The 23,658-nt window shown below is 61.2% G+C and carries 19 protein-coding genes; 8 read left to right on the forward strand and 11 right to left on the reverse strand.

What is annotated here, in order from left to right; all coding sequences use genetic code 11:
* The first annotated feature begins 27 nt into the window (after positions 1-27).
* Positions 28-1,908: a sensor histidine kinase gene (locus LJE98_RS15325; RefSeq protein WP_229576090.1), complete on the forward strand. Its 1,881-nt coding sequence runs from the start codon at positions 28-30 to the stop codon at positions 1,906-1,908.
* Between the two features lie 112 nt (positions 1,909-2,020).
* Here LJE98_RS15325 and LJE98_RS15330 read toward each other — a convergent pair whose 3' ends face one another.
* From LJE98_RS15330 to LJE98_RS20240, 9 genes are all read right to left on the reverse strand, one after another.
* A complete protein-coding gene (locus LJE98_RS15330; protein ID WP_172450246.1) occupies positions 2,021-2,185 on the reverse strand; it encodes a hypothetical protein in 165 nt (54 codons plus the stop codon).
* A gap of 141 nt (positions 2,186-2,326) precedes the next feature.
* The gene (locus tag LJE98_RS15335) at positions 2,327-3,844 is read right to left on the reverse strand and encodes a tripartite tricarboxylate transporter permease (protein WP_229576091.1); all 1,518 of its coding nucleotides are present in this window, start codon (positions 3,842-3,844) and stop codon (positions 2,327-2,329) included.
* A gap of 10 nt (positions 3,845-3,854) precedes the next feature.
* Complete coding sequence (locus tag LJE98_RS15340; protein WP_420710160.1) at positions 3,855-4,349, reverse strand: tripartite tricarboxylate transporter TctB family protein; 495 nt, start codon at positions 4,347-4,349, stop codon at positions 3,855-3,857.
* Positions 4,346-5,290, reverse strand: coding sequence for a Bug family tripartite tricarboxylate transporter substrate binding protein (locus LJE98_RS15345; protein WP_229576093.1), 945 nt, complete (start codon positions 5,288-5,290; stop codon positions 4,346-4,348). The genes LJE98_RS15340 and LJE98_RS15345 overlap by 4 nt, the downstream gene beginning before the upstream one ends.
* Before the next feature lie 248 nt (positions 5,291-5,538).
* Complete coding sequence (locus LJE98_RS15350) at positions 5,539-7,608, reverse strand: 3'-5' exonuclease (RefSeq protein WP_229576094.1); 2,070 nt, start codon at positions 7,606-7,608, stop codon at positions 5,539-5,541.
* 7 nt (positions 7,609-7,615) lie between these two features.
* A complete protein-coding gene (locus LJE98_RS15355) occupies positions 7,616-8,137 on the reverse strand; it encodes a hypothetical protein (RefSeq protein ID WP_229576095.1) in 522 nt (173 codons plus the stop codon).
* Positions 8,138-8,148: 11 nt separating this feature from the next.
* Positions 8,149-9,975, reverse strand: coding sequence for a DUF294 nucleotidyltransferase-like domain-containing protein (locus LJE98_RS15360; RefSeq protein ID WP_229576096.1), 1,827 nt, complete (start codon positions 9,973-9,975; stop codon positions 8,149-8,151).
* A gap of 87 nt (positions 9,976-10,062) precedes the next feature.
* The gene (locus LJE98_RS15365; protein WP_229576097.1) at positions 10,063-11,829 is read right to left on the reverse strand and encodes a sodium:solute symporter family protein; all 1,767 of its coding nucleotides are present in this window, start codon (positions 11,827-11,829) and stop codon (positions 10,063-10,065) included.
* A 12-nt stretch (positions 11,830-11,841) separates the two neighbouring features.
* Positions 11,842-12,102: a DUF4212 domain-containing protein gene (locus LJE98_RS20240; RefSeq protein WP_229576098.1), complete on the reverse strand. Its 261-nt coding sequence runs from the start codon at positions 12,100-12,102 to the stop codon at positions 11,842-11,844.
* Between the two features lie 479 nt (positions 12,103-12,581).
* Here LJE98_RS20240 and bcsA point away from each other — a divergent pair, with 479 nt between their 5' ends.
* The 4 genes from bcsA to bcsN are packed head-to-tail and all read left to right on the forward strand — an operon-like array spanning position 12,582 to position 19,945.
* Positions 12,582-14,831: a UDP-forming cellulose synthase catalytic subunit gene (gene bcsA, locus LJE98_RS15375; RefSeq protein WP_229576099.1), complete on the forward strand. Its 2,250-nt coding sequence runs from the start codon at positions 12,582-12,584 to the stop codon at positions 14,829-14,831.
* The gene (locus LJE98_RS15380) at positions 14,824-17,106 is read left to right on the forward strand and encodes a cellulose biosynthesis cyclic di-GMP-binding regulatory protein BcsB (protein WP_229576100.1); all 2,283 of its coding nucleotides are present in this window, start codon (positions 14,824-14,826) and stop codon (positions 17,104-17,106) included. Before bcsA ends, LJE98_RS15380 begins: the two co-directional genes overlap by 8 nt.
* Positions 17,103-19,154, forward strand: a complete 2,052-nt coding sequence (locus LJE98_RS15385; protein WP_229576101.1) for a tetratricopeptide repeat protein — start codon at positions 17,103-17,105, stop codon at positions 19,152-19,154. The genes LJE98_RS15380 and LJE98_RS15385 overlap by 4 nt, the downstream gene beginning before the upstream one ends.
* Positions 19,151-19,945, forward strand: coding sequence for a cellulose biosynthesis protein BcsN (bcsN, locus tag LJE98_RS15390; protein ID WP_229576102.1), 795 nt, complete (start codon positions 19,151-19,153; stop codon positions 19,943-19,945). Before LJE98_RS15385 ends, bcsN begins: the two co-directional genes overlap by 4 nt.
* A 26-nt stretch (positions 19,946-19,971) precedes the next feature.
* Here the strand turns inward: bcsN and LJE98_RS15395 are convergent, their stop codons facing one another.
* Positions 19,972-20,319 carry a thiol-disulfide oxidoreductase DCC family protein gene (locus LJE98_RS15395; protein WP_229576103.1) on the reverse strand — a complete coding sequence of 116 codons (348 nt, stop codon included), beginning with the start codon at positions 20,317-20,319 and terminating at the stop codon, positions 19,972-19,974.
* Positions 20,320-20,487: 168 nt separating this feature from the next.
* Between LJE98_RS15395 and LJE98_RS15400 the strand changes: the two genes are divergently transcribed.
* Both LJE98_RS15400 and LJE98_RS15405 read left to right on the forward strand, forming a co-directional pair.
* On the forward strand, positions 20,488-20,676 hold the full coding sequence (locus LJE98_RS15400) for a hypothetical protein (protein ID WP_229576104.1): 189 nt from the start codon (positions 20,488-20,490) through the stop codon (positions 20,674-20,676).
* Entirely contained in the window at positions 20,651-21,451 is an 801-nt protein-coding gene (locus tag LJE98_RS15405) for a creatininase family protein (RefSeq protein WP_229576105.1), read from the forward strand. Before LJE98_RS15400 ends, LJE98_RS15405 begins: the two co-directional genes overlap by 26 nt.
* Before the next feature lie 16 nt (positions 21,452-21,467).
* Here LJE98_RS15405 and LJE98_RS15410 read toward each other — a convergent pair whose 3' ends face one another.
* The gene (locus LJE98_RS15410; RefSeq protein ID WP_229576106.1) at positions 21,468-22,421 is read right to left on the reverse strand and encodes a LysR family transcriptional regulator; all 954 of its coding nucleotides are present in this window, start codon (positions 22,419-22,421) and stop codon (positions 21,468-21,470) included.
* 176 nt (positions 22,422-22,597) lie between these two features.
* On the opposite strand from LJE98_RS15410, the gene LJE98_RS15415 reads away from it, so the two are divergent.
* Positions 22,598-23,614, forward strand: coding sequence for an ABC transporter substrate-binding protein (locus LJE98_RS15415; RefSeq protein ID WP_229576107.1), 1,017 nt, complete (start codon positions 22,598-22,600; stop codon positions 23,612-23,614).
* Positions 23,615-23,658 lie beyond the last annotated feature (44 nt).

A 23,658-nucleotide genomic window follows, 5' to 3' on the forward strand; every position in this document is an offset into this window, starting at 1 on the left:
AAAGCGCAGCTCACGCAGCAGGAACGAATGTCCACCGACCCGCAACGAAACGCCACACCCGGCTTTCTGAAGAATGGCGGAGCGATGGCGGAGCTGATCCGCAATCGCGACTGGTCCGATGGCCTTGGTCCGTTGGAGGAGTGGCCTGCAGCACTGCGGTCTGCTCTCTCGATTTGTCTGAACTCGAGCTTTCCCACCGCCATCTATTGGGGTCCGGAACTCCGATTGCTTTACAACGACAGTTGGTCGCATATCCCTGGAGAGCGCCACCCATGGGCCCTGGGAAGACCCGGAGCCGAAGTCTGGTCGGACATATGGGAAGTGGTCGGGCCTCAGTTCGAAAAGGTGATGCTGACCGGCGAGGGCTTGTCCACCTACGATCAGATGCTTCCCATGATACGCCAGGGGGTCCAGACCGAAAGCTACTGGAATTACAGCTTCACCGCCATCCGCGACGAGCTTGGTGAGGTTGTCGGCGTTTTCAATCAGGGCAACGAAACGACAGCCGCGGTGTTGGCGAGGCGTGAGGCACAGGAAGAGATCGCCCGTCTGGGGCGGCTCTTTGCTCAGGCCCCAGCGGCGATTGCCATTCTCGAGGGCTCATCTCACACCTTCAAACTCGTGAATCCAGCCTACGAGGCGCTCGTACAGCGCACGGATCTTGTCGGGAAGACCGTGTCGCAGGCACTGCCTGAAGTGCAATCGCAGGGCTTTATCAACATTCTCGATGCCGTTTATTCAAGCGGAGAGCCCTACCAGGGCAAGGCTGTCCCGGTCGAATTCCTGCGTCCGGACGGCGAACGACAACTGCGTCATGTCGATTTTGTCTTCCAGCCGATTACGGACACCTCCGGCGAACGCGTCGGGATCTTCGTTCAGGCCACGGATGTCACCGAGGCGGCCAATGCCATGGCTGCCCTCAGGGACAGCGAGCAACGTTTCGAAGCGATCGTTAACTCCATCGACCAGATGATCTGGTCGACATTGCCCGACGGCTACCACGACTATTTCAACCAGCGTTGGTACGAATATACCGGTGTACCGGCAGGTCAAACCCATGGAGTGGAATGGGAGAAGGTCTTTCATCCGGACGACAGGCCCGAGGCCTGGGAGAGATGGAAACACAGTCTGGCGACGGGTGAGCCCTATCACGTCGAATACCGCCTGCTGCATCACACCGGCGTGTACCGCTGGGTGATCGGCCGTGCCCAGTGTGTGCGCGACGGAAACGGCGAGATCACCCGGTGGTATGGGACCTGCACCGACATTCATGATCTCAAGGTCGCCGAGGAAGAGCGCCAGCTATTGTTGCGCGAGCTCAATCATCGCGTGAAGAACCTGTTTGCGATCACTGCAGGCATGATCACGATGACCGCCCGCTCCTCTGCGTCCGTGGCTGCGATGGCCGAAGCCTTGCAGGGCCGGCTGCAGGCTCTGGCCAAGGCGCACCAGCTGATCCAGCCCGCCATCATCTCCGGCTCTCAACGCGGCGAAACAGTCGCTTTCCGCTCGCTGATCGAAGAAATCCTCTCGCCGCATCTTGCCGACCGGGCTGCTCAGCTATCGCTTGCAGGACCGGACCTTCATCTCGGCCCGCATGCATCGACAAGCTTCGCCCTGATATTCCATGAGCTTGCCACCAACGCGGCGAAATACGGACCGTTCCGAGATGCCGATGGCCGCCTCGACGTGAGATGGCACATGGATGGCTCGTCATTCAATCTGGAATGGCGGGAAATGGTCGCACGATCTCAGTCTCAGATTACCGCGCCCACAATGGAAGGGTTCGGCAGTAAACTCGCACGCACGAGCGCGACCCACCAACTGGGCGGCAGCATCGATTTTCAGTGGTTGCCCGGTGGTGTCAGCATTGCGTTGACGGCAGCGAGCGATCGCCTGAACACATGAGACGATGACATCCCCGTCAAAGCGTCCGCCAAAACGCAAAACGGGCCTCTCGGCCCGTTTGATCGTCCCTGAGGGCGCTCGACGAGCGCCCGAGAGTTCATCCCCATGAGGATTAGTAACGCGGAAAATCTGCCGGGTTGATGCCGAGCGTCTTGAGGTGATGATCCTTCGGACGACGGTGTCCCTCGACAGCGGCCGCTGCGGAACTTGCAGCGCCGATAACGGCGATCGCACGACCGAGGAAACCCTGCTGGATGGACTTGCGGAGGCTAGACATTTCTTTGCTCGCTTTCTTTGTTTGCAAGCAGAAGATGGTCCTCCGATGGTAGAAATACAATGCACGGGAAGTCACGCCAGCCATGCAGCCGATGCAGACCCTGCGAACGAGGCCCTGCATCGGCAGCAGGCGTGATAAGGCTCAGTCCTCGCTGCCGGCGACTTGCGCCAGGACCTGGCCCTTGCCCCGTGCTCGGAGGATCAGGGGGAGGAAAAGCGCGACCGCTGCAAGTATCAGCAGCACGCCCGCAATCGGCGAGGTGAAAAGGACGGTCGCGTCACCCTGGCTGATCGACAGCGCACGGCGGAGCTGTTGCTCGGCCATCGGCCCGAGGATCAGGCCGACGATGACAGGCGCGATCGGATAGCCGAAGACACGCATGAAATAGCCGAGCACGCCGAAGGTGAGCAACAGCCCGAGCTCGAACACGGACGGATTGGCACCGATTGTCCCGAGCGTTGCGAACACCAGGATGCCTGCATAGAGCCAAGGCTTCGGAATGGTCAACAGACGCACCCAGAGGCCGATCAGAGGCAGATTGAGCACCAGCAACATGAAGTTTGCGATCAAGAGCGAAGCGATAAGGCCCCAGACGAGCTGCGGATTGGTGGCAAACAGAAGCGGTCCAGGCTGGAGACCGAATTGCTGGAAGCCTGCAAGCATGATCGCAGCCGTCGCCGTCGTCGGCAGGCCAAGCGTCAGCAGCGGAACGAGCGTACCCGCGGCCGAAGCATTGTTGGCCGCCTCCGGTCCGGCAACACCCTCGATGGCGCCGTGGCCGAATTCCTCGGGATGTTTGGAAAAGCTCTTCTCCGCGGAATAGGACAGGAAGCTCGCCACGTCAGCGCCGCCGGCCGGCATGGCACCGATCGGAAAGCCGATCGCCGACCCCCGCAGCCAGGGCATCCAGGAGCGCTTCCAGTCGGACTTGTCCATCCACAGCGAACCCTTGACGGCTTCGACCTTTTCCGGAGCCCGATCGCCTTGCGCAGCGACGTAGAGCGTCTCTCCGATGGCAAACATGGCGACGGCGAGTGTCGTCACCTCGAGGCCGTCGAGAAGATCCGGAACACCGAAGCTCAGGCGTGTCTGACCCGTCAGCTGGTCGATGCCGACAATCGAGAAAGCGAGACCGACGAAGAGCGCGGTGAGACCACGCAGCGTGGAATCGCCGAAGGCAGCCGAGACCGTGACGAAAGCCAGCACCATCAGCGCGAAATATTCACGCGGCCCGAAGGACAAGGCGAACTTGACGACAAACGGCGCGATGAAGGCAAGCGAGATCGTGGCCAGCAAGCCGGCGACGAACGAACCGATAGCCGCCGTTGCGAGTGCCGGGCCGCCACGACCCGCGCGGGCCATCTTGTTACCCTCGAGCGCCGTGACGATGGAGGCGCTCTCGCCGGGCGTATTGAGCAGAATAGACGTGGTCGAGCCACCATACATGCCGCCGTAATAAATGCCGGCGAACATGATCAGCGAACCCGCAGGATCGAGCTGATAGGTCACGGGCAGCAATAGCGCGACGGTCAGCGCCGGGCCGATGCCCGGCAGGACGCCGACAAGGGTCCCGAGCGTGACCCCGATCAGCGCATAAAAGAGATTCATCGGCTGTGCGGCGATCGCCAGCCCCTGGAGAAGGAAATCAAACGTATTCACGGGGTTCCCCTCAGAAGAACAGCCGTTCAAGTGGGCCGGCTGGCAAGGACAGTTGCAGGAAGCGCGCGAAAATGATCCACACGACAAACGAGAGTGCGATGCCCGCAGGTAGCGAGATCCAGAACTTCTTTTTGCCAAATCCGGCGGCCGTCATGGCAAACAGCACCCCGGTGGCGAGCGAAAACCCGGCAGTCTTCAAAAGCAGCATCTGCGCGGCGAGCCCCGCGACGATGAACAGGACGGGCGGAAGCTCCTGATGCTCCCTGTCGGGGAAGTCACGGCGCATCGCAGCGAAGACAGTCCATATGCCAAGCACGATCAACCCGATGGCGATACCCTTCGGCACGGTGGCTGGACCAAGACCGGAATAGATGTTGCCACCCTGGAGGCGCGCGACATCGAAGAAGATCAGGCCGGCAACCGCGAACATCACGATCGCGATGGCCAGCGCCGCCCAATCAGGGCGGCGCGTGCGATGCTCGGAAGAACGCTCTTCCATGCTCATTTCACGAGACCGATGTCTTTGAGGATCGTCTCTGTGGCAGCAATGTCCTTGGCCAGCTGCTCTTCAAAGGCAGGGCCGGCAAGGTATGTATCCTGCCAGTTCTTGGTCTTCAGCGTTTCCTGCCAGGCAGCCGATTTGGCGAGCTTTTCGACGTCAGCCATGACCGCAGCCTTCTGCTCGTCGCTCAGGCCCGGAGCAGCGGCAACCATGCGCCAGTTCTGCAGCACGACATCGAGACCGCTCTCCTTGAGCGTTGGAGCATCGGCGCCTTCAATGCGCTCGGCGCTGGAGACGGCGAGAAGGCGCAGGGTGCCGGCAGCAATCTGGGCCTGGAATTCGCCGTAGCTGGAAATGCCGACCGTGACCTGACCGCCGAGAATGGCCGCAAGCGCTTCACCACCGCCCGAATAGGCGATGTAGTTGATCTTGGTCGGGTCAACACCGGCAGCCTTGGCAATCAGGCCGGCACCGATGTGGTCGGTACCACCCGCCGAGCCACCAGCCCAGGAGACGGAACCCGGATCGTCCTTCAGCATCTCGACCAGCTGGCCGATGTTCTGAACTTCGGAATTGGCAGGAACCACGATGGCTTCGTACTCGCCGGTCAGGCGCGCAATCGGCGTGACATCGGCGAGAGTGACCGGAGACTGGTTTGTCAGGATCGCGCCGACCATGACGTAACCACCCACGATCAGGGCGTTCGGATTGCCCTTCTGCTGGCTGGCGAACTGGGCGATACCGATCGTGCCACCGGCGCCGGGGACGTTCACGACCTGAACATTGCCGGAAATGCCTTCGGACTGCATGACTTGCTGAAGCGAGCGGGCCGTCTGGTCCCAGCCGCCGCCAGGCGCTGCCGGAGCCATGATCGTGTAATCGGCAGCAACGGCCGGAAGGGCCAGGGCGCCTGCGAGAATAGATGCCAGGAAAAAGTGCTTCAAGATAGTCCTCCACCATCAATGCGGCTCTTGCCGCTTTCAACTGATCTGTGGGGAGAACGCAGGTTTGCTCACTGCGGATAGAACCGCTTCAGGCTATGCCCGCTCCTCCCATGTCCCATCTGTCCCGCCTCCACGGGACGATGTGACCATACGCCTAGCAGCAGAACCTGTCACCCACCTGTCACCGGCCGATGGCAGCTGTGCGAGATGTGGAAAGCCCGGATAGCAAGCCTTGTCGATGCTTCGCCTCAGGAAACCCGGGCCTGATCATTCAGGTCCCGGACCAGTCTCTGGTGGCTGCGAAGACTGGCCAGAACGTCACCGAAGCGTGACAGGCCGCGCCCGGCCAGCATGTCCTTCAGCTTGATGAACACATCCGCAGTGGCAATGGCGTCACCGAGGGCCGTGTGCCTGTCCTCCTCGTCGATGCAGACACCGAGCCTTTCGGCGAGAGCATCGAGGGTATGGGTCTCGGCGCGACCGAAGACCGTCGCCGACACAAGCACGGTATCCAGGATCGGGTTGAGGAAACGCAGGCCCAGTTCCTTTTCGCGACGGGAGAGGAATTCCATGTCGAAGGGCGCATTATGCGCCACGAGAACTGCCCCCTCGGCGAAGCGATGAAACTGCCGAACGGCCTCCTGAACGCTGACGGCATCGGCGACCATCGCATCTGTCACCCCGTGAATGGCCGAGGATGACGGCGGAATGGGCCGGCCCGGATTGACGAACAGGTTGAAAACCTCGCTCTTGACGCGCTTGCCGTTGACGATCCGCACGGCTGCAATCTGCACCATCTCATCCCCCTGCTCGGGCAGCAGGCCCGTGGTCTCCGTGTCGAAGACGACATAGGTCAGGGCATCAATCTGTGCGTCCGATATCTTCTCGTAGTTGAGGCGAGACAAGAGATCGAAGTCGTAAACCACATGACGGGAAAGGTCTGCTCCGATCGAACGCAGTCGCTCGACCGAGCGCAACCGCGTCAAGATCGCCGGCCTATCATCGGCACGATCGACGACGAGAACATTGCCATGCGCCTTCAGGATCGTCTCGCATGTCATTCCGCCGTCGAAGACAGCCTCGCCGAGCCAGGCATTCAGGGCCTCAGGCGGGATCATCGAACCGGCCCAGGAAAGGACGACATCTGCAGCCCCTCCAGCATCCGATATGACCAGACGAAATTGTGTGGCTGAGGTCACGCCATGGATATGCGAAACGAGGTGAGACAGCAGGTTGACGATATCGAACACGTTGCATCGCACGGCAAACTCGCCGACGTCGAAGTCGAGCATGAGCCCTTGACCTTCGACTGCCCTCCTCACTTGCCCGGCAAGCTCCCGTGTGTCCGTCGCGGCCATCGGCCAACCATCGGAGCGACAGGTCTCGAAGCGCCCTTCGAGTTCGGCGAGCATCTCATCCAAAGCCTGCAATTGCTGCACGACAGGGTCATTCGCGAGACCTGACACCGCTTTTGTCTCCGCAGCCCGTCGCAGATCCGACAAGGCCGGGCGAACCTGCTGGAAGACGTCACCGAGCAATGCGTCGCGCCTTGCATAGGCTTCGAAGTCGTTGGTGACATCCCGCAGGGTCATCACGTAAGCCGCATGGTCCCCGCCATTGTCACCGGCGAGCCGCATGCGACCGGCAAGACGGCGACGCCCGCACGGGCTCAGACAGATGAATTCGACCACAGCATCGGGAACGGCCCCCTCGAGCAATCGGTGATGCGCGTCGCGGATCGGCCCTTCGGTCAGATAGTCGAAGATGTTGCGGTCGAGGCAGACCGGCCGCTGGGATCCGGCCAGGAATTGCTGCGCAACACCGTTGTAGAAGACCAGATGATGCCGGCCCGTGCAGAGAAGAACCGCAGGTGGAACATCGGCCAGCAACTGTTCGAGCTTGTTTTTGTCGGAAGACAGGCGTGTGGTTTCCCGCTGAACCTGCTCTGCCAGCGCGCCGCGGGTCTGGGCAAGCGTGGTTGCCGTGGCGGAGGCGGCGGCGGCAAGATCGCCCAGGTACCGCGCATCCTCGGCCTCGAAATCATGCGCGACGTCGGCATGCGCACGGGCCCGCATTGCGGAGGCGACCTTGTCGATCGGCCGTGCAAGATGTGTGTCGAAGAGAAACCAGACCCAGGTCACCAGCGCCAGAATCAGAAAGCCGGCCGCGATCGCGCTCTGCATGAAGGCATTGAGCATGTCCTGACTGCCGTCGCGGTGGTAGCCGAACCACAGACCCAAAGCCAGGGCGACGACCGTCCCCGCAGCCAAGGCCACGAAGAACATCAGGATACGTCCGCGCAAGCTGATCCTGGTCATCTCTCCCTCACCCGCTCGAACATGCAATCTTCAAGGCAGCATCGTCCGGCTCGACCTTGATCCATTCGGCGCCCACCAGACTGCCGTCGTCGGCGATGTTCATGCTGGAATCGATGAGATCCGCGCGCCGGGCATTCTGGCAATCATAGACCACCTTGACCGGCTTCACCGGTTGCCACCGCGCCGCAAGCAGGATGTCGACCATGACCAGGCCCGGCTGGGCCGGATGCCGCTTGGCACCTTTCAGATCGACCGCGGTGAAACGTGTGGTGACGGGCTCGATATAGGACCAGGGCCGCCAGAACGCCGTCTGCTCGTTCTTCCACGAAACCGCAATGCCAGGCAGAGCAATGTTCATGCGATCGAACCAGCTGTATTCGCTCCAGATCGAATAGCTCAACATGCCGACGCCAGCCATGGCCGGGATGATCCACTTGGGCAACCGGCCACGGCTCAACCAGCGCAGCAGCATCGCCAATCCGGCCAGGGCAACGCCGGCAACCACTGCGGCAATCAACTCAAACAGCATTCTTCATTCCTCTAGACAGGCGCCCGTCCGCCATTGGCGAGCGCCGATTGCATGGTCCTGACGACAACGAAGGCGTCGCGCAGATGAGAGCGCTCGAAATCGCCGAAATCATAGGGCGCAAGAAAGTTATCCGGCTTTTTGCCGTCACGCACTTGGCGAAACTGATTTCGCAGCCGCATGTCTGCGATGAGGTCATAGGCCGCAATCAGATCACGCGCGCCGGCGCCCGAGATGATCCCCGCCTCCTCCGCCGCCAGCAATCGCGCGCGGGTGTTGACGGGAGGGAGCCGCCCCATCAGGGCATAGACCCGTCCCAGATCCACCACCGGAACGACGCCATTGTGCTTCATGTCGATCTGGTTGCGATGCTCGCCACTGCGGATGGTCGCAAAGCCACGGAGCAGCCCGAGCGGCGGCGCGTGCTTCAGGGAATTGCTGATCATGTGGGCGGTAAAGATCGAGTTGCGGCTCGCCTCTTCCAGTGTTTCCGCCTGCAGATCCTGGTAAAGCGAAGACGCACCGCAGATCGGCCGAAGATCGAACATCACGCTGGCCAGCATCTGCGCAGTCGGGTCCGGCTTGTAGATCCAGTCGCGGAAATAGCTGCGCCAGACGGAGACCGGTTGGCACCAGCGCGGATTGCTCGCCATCATGTCCCCCGGGCAATAGAAATAGCCGCAGATATCGAGCCCTCTGCTCACCTTGGCAGCCAGTTGCTGGTACCAGGGCATCTCCTCGGGCTCGACGCCATCCTCGATGAAGATGCAATTGTCCTGATCGCTGACCCCACTCTGCTCCTGGCGGCCCTGGCTGCCGCAGGCGAGCCAGACGTATGGCACCGGTGGTGGGCCCAGCTCGCGCTCGGCGAGCATGATCAATCTGCGTGTCACACTGTCGGCGATGTCGGTGATGAGGCGGGTCACGACCTCATGCGCATTGTTGCTGCCCACGAGCTGAACCAGCAGTTGCGGGATCCGCGCGGTGATCGCGCGCATGTCCTCGGCGCGATCGGCAGACGCGATGTCCCTGATCAACTGGGCCGAACTGATGGCGTGGAAGCGAATGAGATCCGTCTGCGTGATCATGCCGATCAGCCGGTCCCCCTCCACGACAGGAAGATGACCGACGCGGCGCTCCAGCATCAGATGCAGGATGTCCGAGCCAAGCGCCTCGCCACGCAGACCGACGGGATGGGGTGTCATGACCGCCGACACCGGCGTCGTCTCGGGATCGAGCCCTTCCGCGAGCACCCGTCCGGTCAGGTCGCGGGTCGTCAAGATCCCCTGAAAACGTCCGTCCTCGACGACACCGAGACTGGAGACATGCCGCTCCCGCATGAGTGTCGCAGCAGACCGGACGGTGTCGGACGGCGAACAGACGATCGGCGGTCGCGACATGAGCTCGCTGACCTTCTGGATCGTCATGTCGCCGCGACGGCTGTCGGCAAATCTGCCGCGCGTGAAAAAGCGGGAAAAGACCGGCTGCTCCTGCATCAGTCGATGAAATTCATCTTTCGGCAGGATCAGAAGCGTGCAGGCGCTCCGCGCCGTGGCCGTGGTGGCTGCAAAACCGTCGGCCAGAAGGCCACGTTCGCCGAACGAGTTGCGCGGGGCGAGTTCGGAGACCACCGTATTGGTGACATCCATGATTTCGACCGCACCGTCCATGATCAGGTAGATGCCCGGCAGAGGATTTCCGCGGTGATAGATTTCTGCACCAGCTGAAACGGAAATCTCTTGAAAGCGGGTAGAGACCCGCTCGATCTCATCTTTCGGGAGACTGTCATAGGGATGGACCGTCTCGAGAAAAGCCAGCACGGCGGACTGCAACTGGACCATGTGCCTCGCCCTCATTGGGCGCCCTGGCGCCTTGTTTGTTTGAGGGACAGGAGGGGCGACTGTGCCGCCCCTCCCGATAGGTTGATATTAGTGACCGGTCGCCTGACCCGCACCGCGCGGAACGCGGATGGATTCGACGAGATCCTGGACATGCTGCGGCGGAGCTTGCGTCATCATCGACACGACGTAGGCCGTGGCGAAGTTGAGCAGCGCACCGATCGGGCCGAACGCCGTCGGCGGAATGCCGAACAGGTAGTTGGCCGGAACGTTTTCGAGCATGTTGGTCCCTGCGACGAAGAACCAGCCCAGATAGGTGAACAGGTACAAGCAGGTGACCACCAGGCCGACGATCATGCCGAGCGTGGCGCCGAGCGAGTTGATGCGCTTCGAGAAGATGCCCATCATCAGAGCCGGGAAGATCGTTGCAGCGGCAAGGCCGAAGGCCAGTGCAACGGTCTGGGCAGCAAAGCCGGGCGGGTTGAGACCCAGGAGCGTTGCGACCAGGATTGCGCCTGCCATGGCGATACGTGCCGCCATGAGTTCTCCCTTTTCCGAAATGTCCGGCTTCAGGAAGTCCTTGATCAAATCGTGGCTGATCGCCGACGAGATGGCGAGAAGCAGGCCGGCTGCGGTCGACAGAGCGGCTGCGAGACCACCGGCAGCAATGAGGGCGATGACCCAGCCCGGAAGCTGTGCGATTTCCGGATTGGCGAGAACGAGGATGTCGTTGTTGATCGTCAGCTCGTTGCCCGTCCAGCCACGCTGAGTGGCCGTGTCGGTGAAGCCGGCGGCAGCATCATTGTAATACTGCATGCGGCCGTCGCCGTTCTTGTCCTCGAACTTCAACAGACCCGTAACTTCCCAGTTACGCATCCAGTCCGGGCGCTCTTCGTAGAGTACCGCTTCCTGCTGCGTGCCACCCGGATAGATGGTGTCGATGATATTCAGGCGTGCCATGGCGCCGACAGCCGGAGCCGTCAGATAGAGCAGCGCGATGAACACAAGAGCCCAACCGGCGGACCAACGCGCATCAGACACCTTCGGAACAGTGAAGAAGCGGATGATGACGTGCGGCAGACCAGCCGTACCGATCATCAGCGACAGCGTGAACAGGGTCATGTTCAGCATGGAGCCTTGAGCGGTGTAGGCATTGAAGCCGAGGTCGGTAACCACCTGATCGAGCTTCTGCAGGAGCGGAAGCGCGGATTCCGTATGCGTGCCGAAGAGGCCGAACCACGGGATCGGATTGCCGGTGAGCTGCAGCGAGATGAAGATCGCCGGGATGGTATAGGCGATGATCAGAACGATGTACTGTGCGACCTGCGTGTAGGTGATGCCCTTCATGCCGCCGAGAACGGCATAGACGAAGACGACCGCAGACGCGATCCACAGACCCGTCGACACATCAACTTCCAGGAAGCGCGAGAAGGCAACGCCGGCACCCGTCATCTGACCGATGACGTAGGTCACCGAAATGACAATCAGGCAGACGACAGCCGTCAGGCGAGCGCCCTGGCTGTAGAAGCGGTCACCGATGAACTGCGGAACCGTGTACTTGCCAAACTTGCGCAGGTAGGGCGCGAGCAGCAGTGCGAGCAGCACATAGCCGCCGGTCCAACCCATGAGGTAGGTCGAGTTGCCGTAGCCGACGGTGGCGATGAGGCCGGCCATGGAGATGAACGAAGCCGCCGACATCCAGTCGGCCGCGGTTGCCATGCCGTTCAAGACCGGGTTGACACCACGGTTTGCGGCATAAAACTCGGCCGTGGTTCCGGCTCGAGCCCAGATGGCGATGCCGACGTAAAGCGCAAAGGACGCGCCTACGATCAGCAGATTGAGTGTATACTGATCCATTATTGGTCCGCCTTACTGCTCATCGACGCCGAATTCGCGGTCGATCTTGTTCATGTAAATCGCGTAGCCGAAAATCAGAGCGATGAAGACCACGATCGAGCCTTGCTGGGCGAACCAGAAGCCGAGATCGGTTCCACCGACGGCAATACCCGACAGAGCGGGGCGAAGCAGGATGCCGAATCCGTAGGATACGATGCCCCAGATCGCCAGGCAGATGTAGATGATGCGAATGTTCGCTGACCAGTAAGCGTTAGACGAAGATTTATCCGTCACGAGTGCTCCTCCCTTTCCTCGACGAGACGTCCTCCAAGACCCCTCGTCCTCCACGTCTTTTCCGCCAATCCTTGTCCCAAGGCGGAATAGACAATTGTCTAGGAGTAACGAATCCGGTGCAGATCGTACATTCTCCGTTAGTCGCAGGGCAGACCGTTGCCCACAACAAGCTGTGCCGCAACGAAACGAGACGAACCGCGGGTGCCGCATCTTAAGCTGACGTCAACCATGTCGATTAGATCAGGCTTAGGACTTTCATAAACCCAAACATCCGAAAACCCGGAAATTCCAATGAACAATAGTGTTTGAAATCAGCATATTACGCTAAATTTCATAGGGTCAGAATCCCAAATTTGCGTCACGGGAGAGCCCCGTGACCTTAGCAATTTACTAAGAAATACCCCCCTTTATGCCGGATGTTCCTTGCGAGGGATCGCCGCAGATGACGCTGCGGTGGGGTGAAACATGGGGTTTGGCACATGATGTGCGTTGCGTTGCCCGCGATCTTTGCGGGCCTTCTTGGTGTGTTCCTGCTCTGGCTGCCAATCAGCCTCCAGGCGCAACTGGTTCTCAGTCTGGCCATTTTGGGGCTGATGCTCCTGTTCATGATGCGCCCGCAGAACAAGACTTTCCGTCTGATGACCTTCGTCTTCTCGGCCGTCCTCGCGTTGCGCTATGCTTTCTGGCGCACGACGGAGACACTGCCGGACATCCACGAGCCGTTGAACTTCATTCCCGGCATCATTCTCTACGCGGCGGAAATGTATTGCCTGGTGATGTTGGCGATCAACTTCTTCATCGTCGCCGATCCCCTACAGCGCAACCCGGCACCACGGCTGCAGGACAGCGAAAAGCCGACGGTCGACGTCTTCGTTCCATCCTACAACGAATCTGCCGACCTGCTCGCGCTGACACTTGCAGCGGCGAAGTCGATGAACTATCCGGCAGACAAGCTGAATGTCTATCTTCTGGACGACGGCGGCACGGACGCCAAATGCAGCCAGTCCGATCCGCGCGCCGCGATCGCTGCCCGACGGCGCCGGGAGGAACTGCAGGCGCTCGCCGCGGCCCTGGGCGTTCACTACCACGCCCGTGCCGAAAACAGCCATGCCAAAGCCGGCAATCTGAATGCCGGGCTTCAGATCTCATCAGGGGAACTGGTGGTCGTCTTCGATGCCGACCATGCACCGGTGCGCGAATTCCTAAACGAAACGGTCGGCTATTTCTCCAAGGATGAGAAGCTCTTCCTGGTGCAAACCCCGCACTACTTCCTCAATCCGGACCCGGTGGAAAAGAACCTTCAGACCTTCGGCAAGATGCCGTCGGAGAACGAGATGTTCTACTCTGTCGTGCAGCGCGGACTGGACAAATGGAATGCCTCCTTCTTCTGCGGTTCTGCAGCCGTGTTGCGCCGTAAAGCCCTGAAGGAAACCGATGGCTTTTCAGGTCAATCCATCACCGAGGATTGCGAAAGCGCGCTGGCGCTTCATTGCCGCGGCTGGCACAGCCTCTATGTCGACAAGCCGCTGATTGCCGGTCTGCAGCCGGAAACCCTGGTCTCCTTCATCGGCCAGCGTGTGCGCTGGGCGCAGGGCATGCTCCAGATCCTGACACTCAACCGTCCCTTTCTGCAACGCGGCCTGACCACGGCGCAGCGCATCTGCTACGCCGGCACGAACCTCTTCTGGCTCTTTCCGCTCACACGGCTGACCTTCATGTTCTCGCCGTTGCTCTACATATTCTTCTCGCTGCAGATCTTCGAAGCCAACATCACCGAATTCGTATGCTATTCGGTCACCTACCTCATCTCGTCCTTCGCCATGCAGAGCTATCTTTTCGGCCGCGTGCGCTGGCCCTGGGTGTCGGAACTCTATGAATATGTACAGTCGGTCATGCTCTTCGGCGCGATCCTCAGCGTCGTGCGCAATCCGCGCAAGCCGACCTTCAACGTCACCTCGAAGGGACAGACACTCGACGAGAGCAAACTGTCTCCCCTCGCCCGCCCCTATTTCCTGGTCTTCTTCCTGCTGCTTGCGGCCACCTGCTATGCCATCTGGCGCTACACCACCGAGGCCATGCCATCGGAACTGCTGCTGATCGTTGCCGGCTGGAACATCATCAACATGGGTGTCGCCGGTGCGGCATTGGGGTCGGTCTCCGAGCGCCGGGAGCGCCGACGCAACCCGCGTCTCCACGTGCGCCGCCACGCGATCCTGCATCTCGACGGCACCGGATACGCCGTCATCATCGGGGACGTCTCGAGCGGTGGCCTTGCCCTCCAGTTCATCGATGGCAAGCCGGTCGATGGGATCGACAAGGGGCATGAAGCCGTCATCGAAGTGCGTCGCCACGGTCGCAGCATGGAGGTCCCACTCATCTGCAGAAGCGTGATCCGACGCCCCGACGAGACGGACTTCGGCTTCGCCTTTGCCGAACGGACCCCCGAAACCTTCGTCGCCATTGCCGAGATGATGTACTGCGACCAGCAGCCGCTGCAGGATCGCTGGAACCGTGTCCAGAAGCACAAGGGCTTTTTTACCGGCACGATCCGGTTTGCCCTGTGGACGGTCACCGAGACGCTTCGCGGCTTCACCTATGCGCTCCGTCTGGTGCGGGAAACCACGGAAGTATCGCATCCGGATGCGCCGATGGTCATCCATGCTCCGGGCTTACGCCGGGACACTCCCGCCGCCGTGTCGGCGACACAGAGAGGAACGGCATATGCGTAAGCGAAAACTGACCGTTCTTTTGTCTGCCGCAACCGCACTCTGGCTGGTGGCACCGAACCTTTCGACCGTCGCGAGCGAGCTCACACCTCCGACGATCTCCTCCGGCTCAACCGCACCGGTTTCCGGTGGCCAATCCCAATTGGTGTCGTTCCGCCAATCGGCAAGCGAGATGCGGATGGAGGGCGAAGATGCCGTCCGTGAACTCACATTCTACCTCTCGCCCGACCAGGCAGCGACCAGCGGCGCATTGCGCCTCAGCTATACGAATGCGGTATCGGTCCTACCCGACGATGCAACTGTCGATGTCGAACTGAACGGCAAGCCGCTTTCGAGCTTCCCGATCCGCTCACCGCACGGTCCGACAACCCGTGATTTGCCGGTTGCGGCCAAAGACCTCGTGACCGGTTGGAACACTGTTCGGATCCGTGCTCGCCAGCACCACCGCATCGATTGCAGCATCGAAGCGAGCTACGAATTGTGGAGCCAGTTTGACACCCTCGTGAGCGGCTTCGTGGCCGGAGTCCCGGCAAAGGACGGCGATCTTGCGAACCTGCTTTCGGTCGGACGCAACGGAGATGCAGCAACCGAAATCCGACTGATTGCAAAGTCGGAAACGGCAAACACCGCCCTCCGGGATAGTCTCCCACTGATGCAGACGCTTGCTCTGGTCCTCGGGCGCAAAGACATTGTCGTCAGCCTTGGTGAACTCGAAGGCACGGGGCCGGGCATCGACGTCTACGTGGGGGACCTGGATGATGCCGATCTGCCGCAATCGGCGCACGATGCGCTGGCGGGGGCGCCGCGCGGACTTTCCGTGCGCCGGGGCGATGCCGGTCGGTACGCCGTCACCCTGCGCGCCTCCGGCATAGCTGAGACCCAGGCATTCCTGCTGGCCGCCGTGAATGGTCCGCTCCAACCCCTGATTCGGGCTAACAAGTTGGCGGCCGCGCGCGGCATCATTGACGGCAACCAGCCGGGCACCCACGAACTCTCCGAGGTGGGCTACCGTACCACCCCGTTTTCCGGGCGCCTGTTCCAGACGAGTTTCGACATCGTGATGCCGGCCGACCTCTACCCGGGTGACTACGCGACGGTAGACCTGCATCTGAATGCGGCAACGGCACCGGGCCTTGCTGCGGGAACCCAGATCCTCGTGCGCGTCAACGAGCGCGCGGCGGCAAGCCAGATTCTCCACGATCCGGAAGGCGTAAGGCTCGAGAACAAACCCCTCGAACTGCCGCTGCGGGCCTTCCATCCTGGCGTCAATCATGTCCGCATCCTCGCGGAACTGCCGACATCAGGCGATCTCGCCTGCGATCCGGCGGCACGCGATGAAAGCCGCTCCCGTTTCCTGCTGCTGCAGGAGACCACCGTCAAGATCCCGCCACTGGCACGCGCAGGGCGCTTGCCGGATCTCGCAGCATTCGCCGGAAAATCATTCCCCTTCGCCGGCGCCGGCGCATTCGACATCTACGTCGATGCCCCAACCCCGGCGCGCCTGGGCTCGGCACTGACCGTCCTTGCTCGCATGGCGATTTCGGCAGGCCACCCCTTGCCTGCCGAGGTGAAGATCGGTCGCCCGGACCCGGCCAAGACGACGGGGAACGTTCTCGTCGTGAACGCCGACGGAGGCGCCACGGAAAGCGCTGAATTGGTGGTCCCCAAGGGAAACCGCCTTCATATGGCGGCGACCGACGCATTGGTCACGGCGTCCATCGGCGGAACTGGTCCGTCGTCCCACTCCGAGGCACTGCTCAACGCTTTTCAGGTGGAGACCCAACTGGAAGAGGACAAACTGTCCGCGAAAAGCCGGATCACGGCTTGGCTGTCTGCGGCGGCAACCACAGTAAACCGCTGGCTGACCTACAGAGAGATCGGCGACGATGTCCACATCGAGACACAGGACCGTCTGGTGAGCTTGAGGCAGTCTAAAGTGCCGGACAGCGATGCCGTCTGGACCATTGTCAGCGCAACCGATGAAGTCTCGCTTTCTCTGGGTGTGGCCGCCCTGACAAGGCCCGGAACATGGACTGCGCTTGAGGGCGAGGAGTCCATTATCCGCCGTTCCGATCTGGAACTCGTCAACCGCAAACCCCAGGCCTACAGCTTTTTCCCGATCACGGACACGAGCCCCGCCAATCTCAGACGCCTCGCGGCAGCCTGGCTCTCGGACAACTTCATGATCTACGTTGCGCTCGTCGTTTTCTTGATGGGCGGGTTTGGCTGGTGGATTGGCTACACGGTGCCGCGCAAGGGCGTGAGGACAGTCGAATGAACAAGAACAGCAGAGCCGCCGCACTGTGTGCCGGCACGATCCTCACCACATTCGCCTTGGCCATGCCCCTCACGGCGGCGCCATTGGTCGTTCGTCAGGCCGCATCGACCATGGCGCCACCATCCATGGAAGCGGTGAACGAGGCGGCGAAGCCGGAACTCAAGTCAGCACCCGATAGCGTCGATCTTGCCGCACTCTACTTCTATGCGAAGAACGGCGAGGCCGATCGGGTCGAGGCTGAAACCCGCCGCCTGGAAGTGAGGTTTCCCGACTTCGTTCTTCCCGAAGATCTTTACGCCCCGGACGCCGGCAACACGGTGGATGAAAGCAGCCTCTGGCAGCTGTACGAGCGTGACGACTATGCCGGGATCGACCAGGAGATCAGCCGGATCGCGGCCGCAAATCCCGGTTGGGAACCGTCTGACGACTTCCGCATGAAGCTCGAACGCCGAAAGCTGCGCAACACAATCACAGCCGCCCATGAGGCCAAGGATTTTGCGACACTCGTTCGAATTGGCGCTGGCCTCGATCCGATGCAGGAGACCGAGATCGACCTGCTCTGGATGATGATCGATGCCTACAGGGCAAACGATATGCGCGACGCCCTGACAAACCTCTACCGCGGCATCCTGTTTCGCGGGCAGGACAAGGCCTTCTCCAAGGAGCTCGTGCTGACGACCCTGCAGAAGGCGATCGAAGACGTTCCGGCCGCGGGCCTTCGCGAAGCCATGCAGGTCCTGTCGGCCGATCCCGACCTCGCACTCGGCATGGGTCCCCTGCAACTCGACCTGATGCGTCGGGAGATCGGGGACTATGCCGCGAGTGTCCCGGGCGCACCGCGCCCCGGTGACGAGGTCCTGGCTGCAGTCCGGCAGGTGGCCGAAACGTCCGGGTCCCCGAAGGATCTCGCACTGATGGGCTGGTATCTGCTCAAGATCGAGCAGCCGAAAGAGGCATCGTCGTGGTTTGAGCGCTTGATGGAGGATCATCCGACGCCGGAAGCCGTGCGCGGCCTCGCGCTGAGCCATGTCCATCTCTCGGAGGATGCGGAGGCCTTTGCCTTCGTGTCCGAGCATCTCGATCTCTTGAGTGCGGAAGACGCATTTCTCGCGGATCAATTGTCGTTCGCCTTCAAGGGCGAAGGCAAGACGAAGATCGAAGACCGGGTTGTTACCCGCTATTCGGAGGCCATCCAGAAGACGGAGTCGGCAGACCATGCCCGCCTTCTCGGCTGGTATGCCTACAACTCCCGGCAGTTCCAGCCGGCCAGCGCCTGGTTCGCCAAGGCATTCGACTGGCAGCCGGAAGCGGACAGCCTGAAGGGGATGCTCCTGTCAATGACGCGGCTTGGTCAGAAGGCCGAGATCAACGAACTTCGCGCGCAGTACGGGGAGGTCTATTTTACCGTTTTCGCCGAAATCAAGTCTGCTGCCGAGCCCAAAGGCAAGGGTGGCAAAGCCGTGAACGCTCCGGGCGGGATCGAAGCGCGCTATCTCTCCAGCCTGCAGAAGAAGGACTATGGCGCCTGCATTGCAGACCTCAGGAAACTCGAGGCAAGAGGGCAGCTCAGGCCGGACGTGCAGGTGTCCAAGGGCTGGTGCCTGCTCGGGCTCAATCATCTGGCCGAAGCCCGCCAGGCATTCACGGACGGCCTGGCCCGCGGCGGCGGCAAGGCGGATGATGCAGCTTACGGCTTGGGGCTCACATTGCTCCGCGCCAAGCTTACCGATGATGCCGAAGCCCTCTTGATGAGACAGCCCCTGACGCCCCTGCGCGAACGTGAACTGCGGGCCGAACTCCTGTGGCAGAAGGCACGGAGCGCTTTCGACCGCAAGCAATATCGCCAGACTCTCGAAGCGCTCAATGTACGCCTTCAGCTCGTGCCGGAACCAGTGGGCATCAGCCAGATGCGTGCCTGGAGCCACTACCATCTCGGCAATCTCGCCCAGTCCCGATCAATATTCGCGCAGCTCAACCAGGTTATGGCGGACCCGGCCAATAGCCGCGGCATAGCGGCAATCAACGAGCGCATGGGGATAACCCGATGAAGGCACCCGGTCTCCTTATCCTGGCACTCCTTGGGCTTCACGGTTGCACCACCGTCGAAGATCCCTTTCTCGAGGGCATGACGTCGGCTGCCGGAACGGCGCAAACCGGCAACCGCGAGCTACCTGCTCACATGGCCCGCGCGAGCCTCACCAGCCTCGGCGAAGCCCCGCTCAGTGTGCGGCAATACATGGGCAGCGACGGAACCACGCAGGACATCATCTATGTCAACAGGACGACCGTGCCCGGCGACAACAGGCTCACTCTGATTGCAGCATCGGCATCGACCCGATATGGCCCACGCGGGCCAGGCCGGAATGAAATCGCCAAGGCGCTTCAGGCCGACTTTCCCGGCGTCCGCATGAGCATCGACCCCGTCGTCGGACGAAACAGCTATGGGCCATATGGCACGGCTACCGGAAAACTCGGCAACAAGGGCGGCTGTGTCTATGCTTGGCAGGCCCTCGACAAGACTGCCTCCGTTGCGCTCGCGGAACCCATCACAATCCGCCTCCGCTACTGTCACCCCGACATCGGGCCGGAGATATTGGCAGGCCTTCTCGGCGGACTGACACTTGGAGGTGCAGGGGCACAGCCCGGACTGGCACTGGGATCGCTTCACCAGACCACAACCACCTATGCCTATTCGGCCCCGGCTGCCGACGCGGCACCCACAAGAACACCAGCCTCCGTCTCACGCAGTGAGCCATCTCGCGACCAGCCTCAGCAGGCCGTGGCTTCGAGCGAGCAAGCACTACCGTCAACGGCCACGGCAATTCCAATGCCTCAGTGAAAGAATTGTCCCCGGCCTCTCAGGCTTCAGCGCAACAGTCGTTGAAGCCGAGGCCGGATCCGAAGGAAACCGCGATAAGCCGCGTCGAAGGCCGGTGTGAGAGCTGGCCAGCCGGCCGCGATCCCAAGCGGACGGAGCACGGGAATGGCCCGCCACATCGCGGCGAAGGCCGCGGCCCCGGACAAAAGCCGGCCATTCTCCTCCGCATGGAAGCGAGTGAGGATCTCGGCACGATCGACCGGACAGCCGACCGTAGGATCGCAGGCATCCAGGAATTGGATCGCCCCGCGCCGGTCGAGGCGTCGCATGAATGCAATCTCGCGCTGACACAGCGGGCAACTGCTGTCGAACCAGACGGTGACCTCGGGGTGCATGATCGGCTTTCCACAGTTGAAGTACAGACGCGATCGTTATCTGGGGCGGAGCAGGCACATCGACAATGCGTCTTCGCGTCGCGATTCCCTCGCAAGCGTGCTCCAGCGTGAGCGCTGCGCATTCAGGGCGACAGCGCGACAGGGCGAGACAAAAAGGAAGCACCGGGAATGAACATCCCGGTTTCGTCTTTTGACGCCATGCGCAGCGTCAGGGAGGCCAGCGCACTCGTCTGCGAGCGCAATAAGGCAACGGCCCGCACTGAATATGATGCTTTTCGCAGCCCGCTGTTTTGTCTTATCGATCGGAAGAACGAGACAGCGAGGCACGGCCATGGCGAAACCCTTTTTCTGGAATGAACTGACCACGACGGATTTCGCCACTCTGCCTGCGGATACTACGATCGCCATTTTGCCGATCGCCTCGACCGAGCAGCATGGCCCCCATCTGCCGATCGCAACCGATGTCGCGATTGCGAACGGCATGCTGGCCGAACTGATGGTTCAACGTCCCGATGACCTCGACTTTCTCGTCCTGCCCACACAGGAAATTGGCAAGGCCAATGAACACGTCTACGGCCCCGGCAGCCTTTCCTTCGGTCCGGAAATCCTGATCCCCGCCTGGACCGCGATCGGCACCAAGGTCGCAGAAGCTGGCATCCGCAAGCTTGTCATCGTCAACTCCCATGGCGGCAATGTCGATGTCATGAGCATCGTCGCCCGCGAATTGCGCGTCCGCCACCAGATGGCCGTCGTCTCCACCCAATGGGGCCGCTTCGGCAATCCGGACGGCATGATCTCCGAGCATGAAAGCCGCTATGGCATTCATGGTGGGGAGGTAGAGACCTCGCTGATGCTGCATTTTCGTCCCGAACTGGTGCGCATGGACAAGGCTCAGAATTTTGTCTCCAGGGCCGAGGAGATGAGAGCAAATTCAAAGTTCCTCACGCCCCTCCCGCCACATTCCCTCGCCTGGATCGCCCATGACCTCAACCCGCAGGGCGTGGTCGGCGATGCCTCGAAGGGCACGGCGGCAAAGGGCGAAGCGATCTGCAAGCACCAGGTCGCAGGCTTCATCGAGCTCCTGCGCGATCTCGCGGAATACCCGCTCTCCAGTCTCTACGCTCCCGACTAAGGCGCCCCAGCGAACCTCAGCCTTGACCGCGAATGGTCTCGGGGATGTGCCCCTGCGCTTTCAGATCCTGAACCTGTGCCAGCAGCTCCTGCATCAGATACTCGACAAAGAGACTGGTCGCAGAATCGAGTGGCGCCCGCGCCCGGGCAAACAGCTTCATTGGCTGATGGCGGATATGCGCCTCGGTCAGCGGCCGGAAGATCAGCTCACCGCGCCGACACTCCGCCACAGCATCGAGCGGATTGAGCAAGGTGAGGCCCGTCCCAGCCTTCACCAGCTGTTTCATGAGCTCCGATGAGTTCGTCTCCACCACAGGCTCGACCAGCAGCGGCAGCGGCGCGAGCGCGAGATCGATGATGTTGCGAAGGCTGGTACCGGACTGCGCGAGGATCAACGGCTCTTGCACCACCTCAACGAGATCGACCGGCCCCTCTTCGCGTGCCAGCCGATGCCCGGGCGGCAGCACGACGCCGACGGGCACATCGAAATTGGCAAGCGTGCGAATGCCGGGCGTTGCCGGGATGTTGAAGCCGAGACCGAGATCCACCTCGCCGGTCAGGACCGGGTTGATTGTCGTCGAGCCGCCGTCATTGCGCAGCTTGATCTGCACGCGGGGATGTTCGGCAATGAAGCCCGCGAGAATTGCCGGCAGAGGGCCTGAGGCGAGGCCAACGGTCGTCACGAGCGAAACCTTGCCGGCATGCGGTGTCTTGAGGCCCCGGATGCGCCCCTCCAGGCGCTCGTAGTTCTTCAGCACGTCACGAATATGCTCTACGCAGAGCTCGCCAGCGGCCGTGAGGCGCAGACCTTTGGGAAGGCGTTCGAAGATCGGCGCACCCAGCTCCTCTTCGAATGCGAGGATCTGGCGGTTGACTGCTGATGATGCGACATTGAGGCGCGCGGCGGCTTTGCGGATTGAGCCACAGCGCACGATTTCATTGATGTAGAGAAGCTTTCTGGAGTGCAGCACGGGACCTCCGCTGCGTAAAATTTAGCCATGCCGCATCACTATGCAGCATTCATGCGACCAGTGCAAAAAAAGCATCGATGCGGGCGAATTTTGATGCTTTTCAAGGCGCATGACACTCGATCAAATGATTAAAAAGGAGCCCGGAACGGGCCCTCCAACGAACAGGGGAACAATCAATGCGCGACATGCTCACCAAGACCAGCCTCTTTGCCCTGATGGGCCTTGCCGCTTCGCTTGGCTCCACCTCCGCAGCGCTGGCCCTCGATGAGGTCACCTACGGCACCAACTGGCTGGCCCAGGCGGAACACGGCGGATTCTATCAGGCCGTGGCAGACGGCACCTATGAGAAGTACGGCCTGAAGGTCAAGGTTATCCAGGGCGGCCCGCAGGCAGCCAACCGCGCACTTCTGATCGCCGGCAAGGTGGATTTCTACATGGGCAGCCCGCTCGGCGAAATGGACGCGGTGAAGGAAGGCATCCCGCTGATCGATGTCGCGGCAATCTTCCAGAAGGACCCGCAAGTCCTGCTCGCCCATCCCGACCAGGGCATCGAGACGTTCGCGGACCTCGCCAAGCTCGACAGCATCTTCATGGGCAAGGACGGCTACGTCACCTATTACGAGTGGATGAAGAAGAATTTCGAGGGCTTCACCGACGAGAAGTACAAGCCCTACACCTTCAACCCGGCCCCCTTCATTGCAGATCCGAAGTCCGCCCAGCAGGGCTACCTGACGTCGGAACCCTATGAGATCGAGAAGCAGGCCGGCTGGGCGCCGAAGGTCTTCCTTCTCGCCGACAACGGCTACAACCCCTATTCCACCATGATCACGACCACGACGACCATGGTCGAAACCAAGGCCGATGTCGTGCAGCGCTTCATCGATGCCTCGGCTGAAGGCTGGTACAACTACCTCTACGGCGACAACAAGGCTGCCAACGATCTGATCAAGGTCGACAACCCGGAAATGACCGATGGGCAGATCGAGTACTCGATCGCCAAGATGAAGGAATACGGCATCGTCGAGTCCGGTGAGGCGATGGACAAGGGCATCGGGTGCATGACCGATGAGAAATACAAGGCCTTCTTCGACTCCATGGTCCAGATCGGTGTCCAGCCGGCCGACCTCGATTACAAGAAGGCCTACACCACGCAGTTCGTCTGCAAGGGCGTTGGCATGGCGCTGAAGAAGTAAGGGGCAGCCCCTCATCCCGGGCGCAACGCGTTGCGCCTGAATTG

This window comes from Rhizobium sp. 'Codium 1' (assembly GCF_020889605.1).
In the GTDB taxonomy this organism is placed as follows: Bacteria; Pseudomonadota; Alphaproteobacteria; order Rhizobiales; family Rhizobiaceae; genus Allorhizobium; species Allorhizobium algae.

Coding starts and splice junctions, on each gene's coding strand:
- LJE98_RS15385 (WP_229576101.1), top strand. CDS start 17,103: ATGAACAAGAACAGCAGAGCCGCCGCACTGTGTGCCGGCACGATCCTC.
- bcsA (WP_229576099.1), top strand. CDS start 12,582: ATGATGTGCGTTGCGTTGCCCGCGATCTTTGCGGGCCTTCTTGGTGTG.
- LJE98_RS15350 (WP_229576094.1), bottom strand. CDS start 7,608: ATGACCAGGATCAGCTTGCGCGGACGTATCCTGATGTTCTTCGTGGCC.
- LJE98_RS15330 (WP_172450246.1), bottom strand. CDS start 2,185: ATGTCTAGCCTCCGCAAGTCCATCCAGCAGGGTTTCCTCGGTCGTGCG.
- LJE98_RS15325 (WP_229576090.1), top strand. CDS start 28: ATGTCCACCGACCCGCAACGAAACGCCACACCCGGCTTTCTGAAGAAT.
- LJE98_RS15415 (WP_229576107.1), top strand. CDS start 22,598: ATGCGCGACATGCTCACCAAGACCAGCCTCTTTGCCCTGATGGGCCTT.
- bcsN (WP_229576102.1), top strand. CDS start 19,151: ATGAAGGCACCCGGTCTCCTTATCCTGGCACTCCTTGGGCTTCACGGT.
- LJE98_RS15380 (WP_229576100.1), top strand. CDS start 14,824: ATGCGTAAGCGAAAACTGACCGTTCTTTTGTCTGCCGCAACCGCACTC.
- LJE98_RS15360 (WP_229576096.1), bottom strand. CDS start 9,975: ATGGTCCAGTTGCAGTCCGCCGTGCTGGCTTTTCTCGAGACGGTCCAT.
- LJE98_RS15400 (WP_229576104.1), top strand. CDS start 20,488: ATGAACATCCCGGTTTCGTCTTTTGACGCCATGCGCAGCGTCAGGGAG.
- LJE98_RS15355 (WP_229576095.1), bottom strand. CDS start 8,137: ATGCTGTTTGAGTTGATTGCCGCAGTGGTTGCCGGCGTTGCCCTGGCC.
- LJE98_RS15405 (WP_229576105.1), top strand. CDS start 20,651: ATGGCGAAACCCTTTTTCTGGAATGAACTGACCACGACGGATTTCGCC.
- LJE98_RS15365 (WP_229576097.1), bottom strand. CDS start 11,829: ATGGATCAGTATACACTCAATCTGCTGATCGTAGGCGCGTCCTTTGCG.
- LJE98_RS15340 (WP_420710160.1), bottom strand. CDS start 4,349: ATGAGCATGGAAGAGCGTTCTTCCGAGCATCGCACGCGCCGCCCTGAT.
- LJE98_RS15395 (WP_229576103.1), bottom strand. CDS start 20,319: ATGCACCCCGAGGTCACCGTCTGGTTCGACAGCAGTTGCCCGCTGTGT.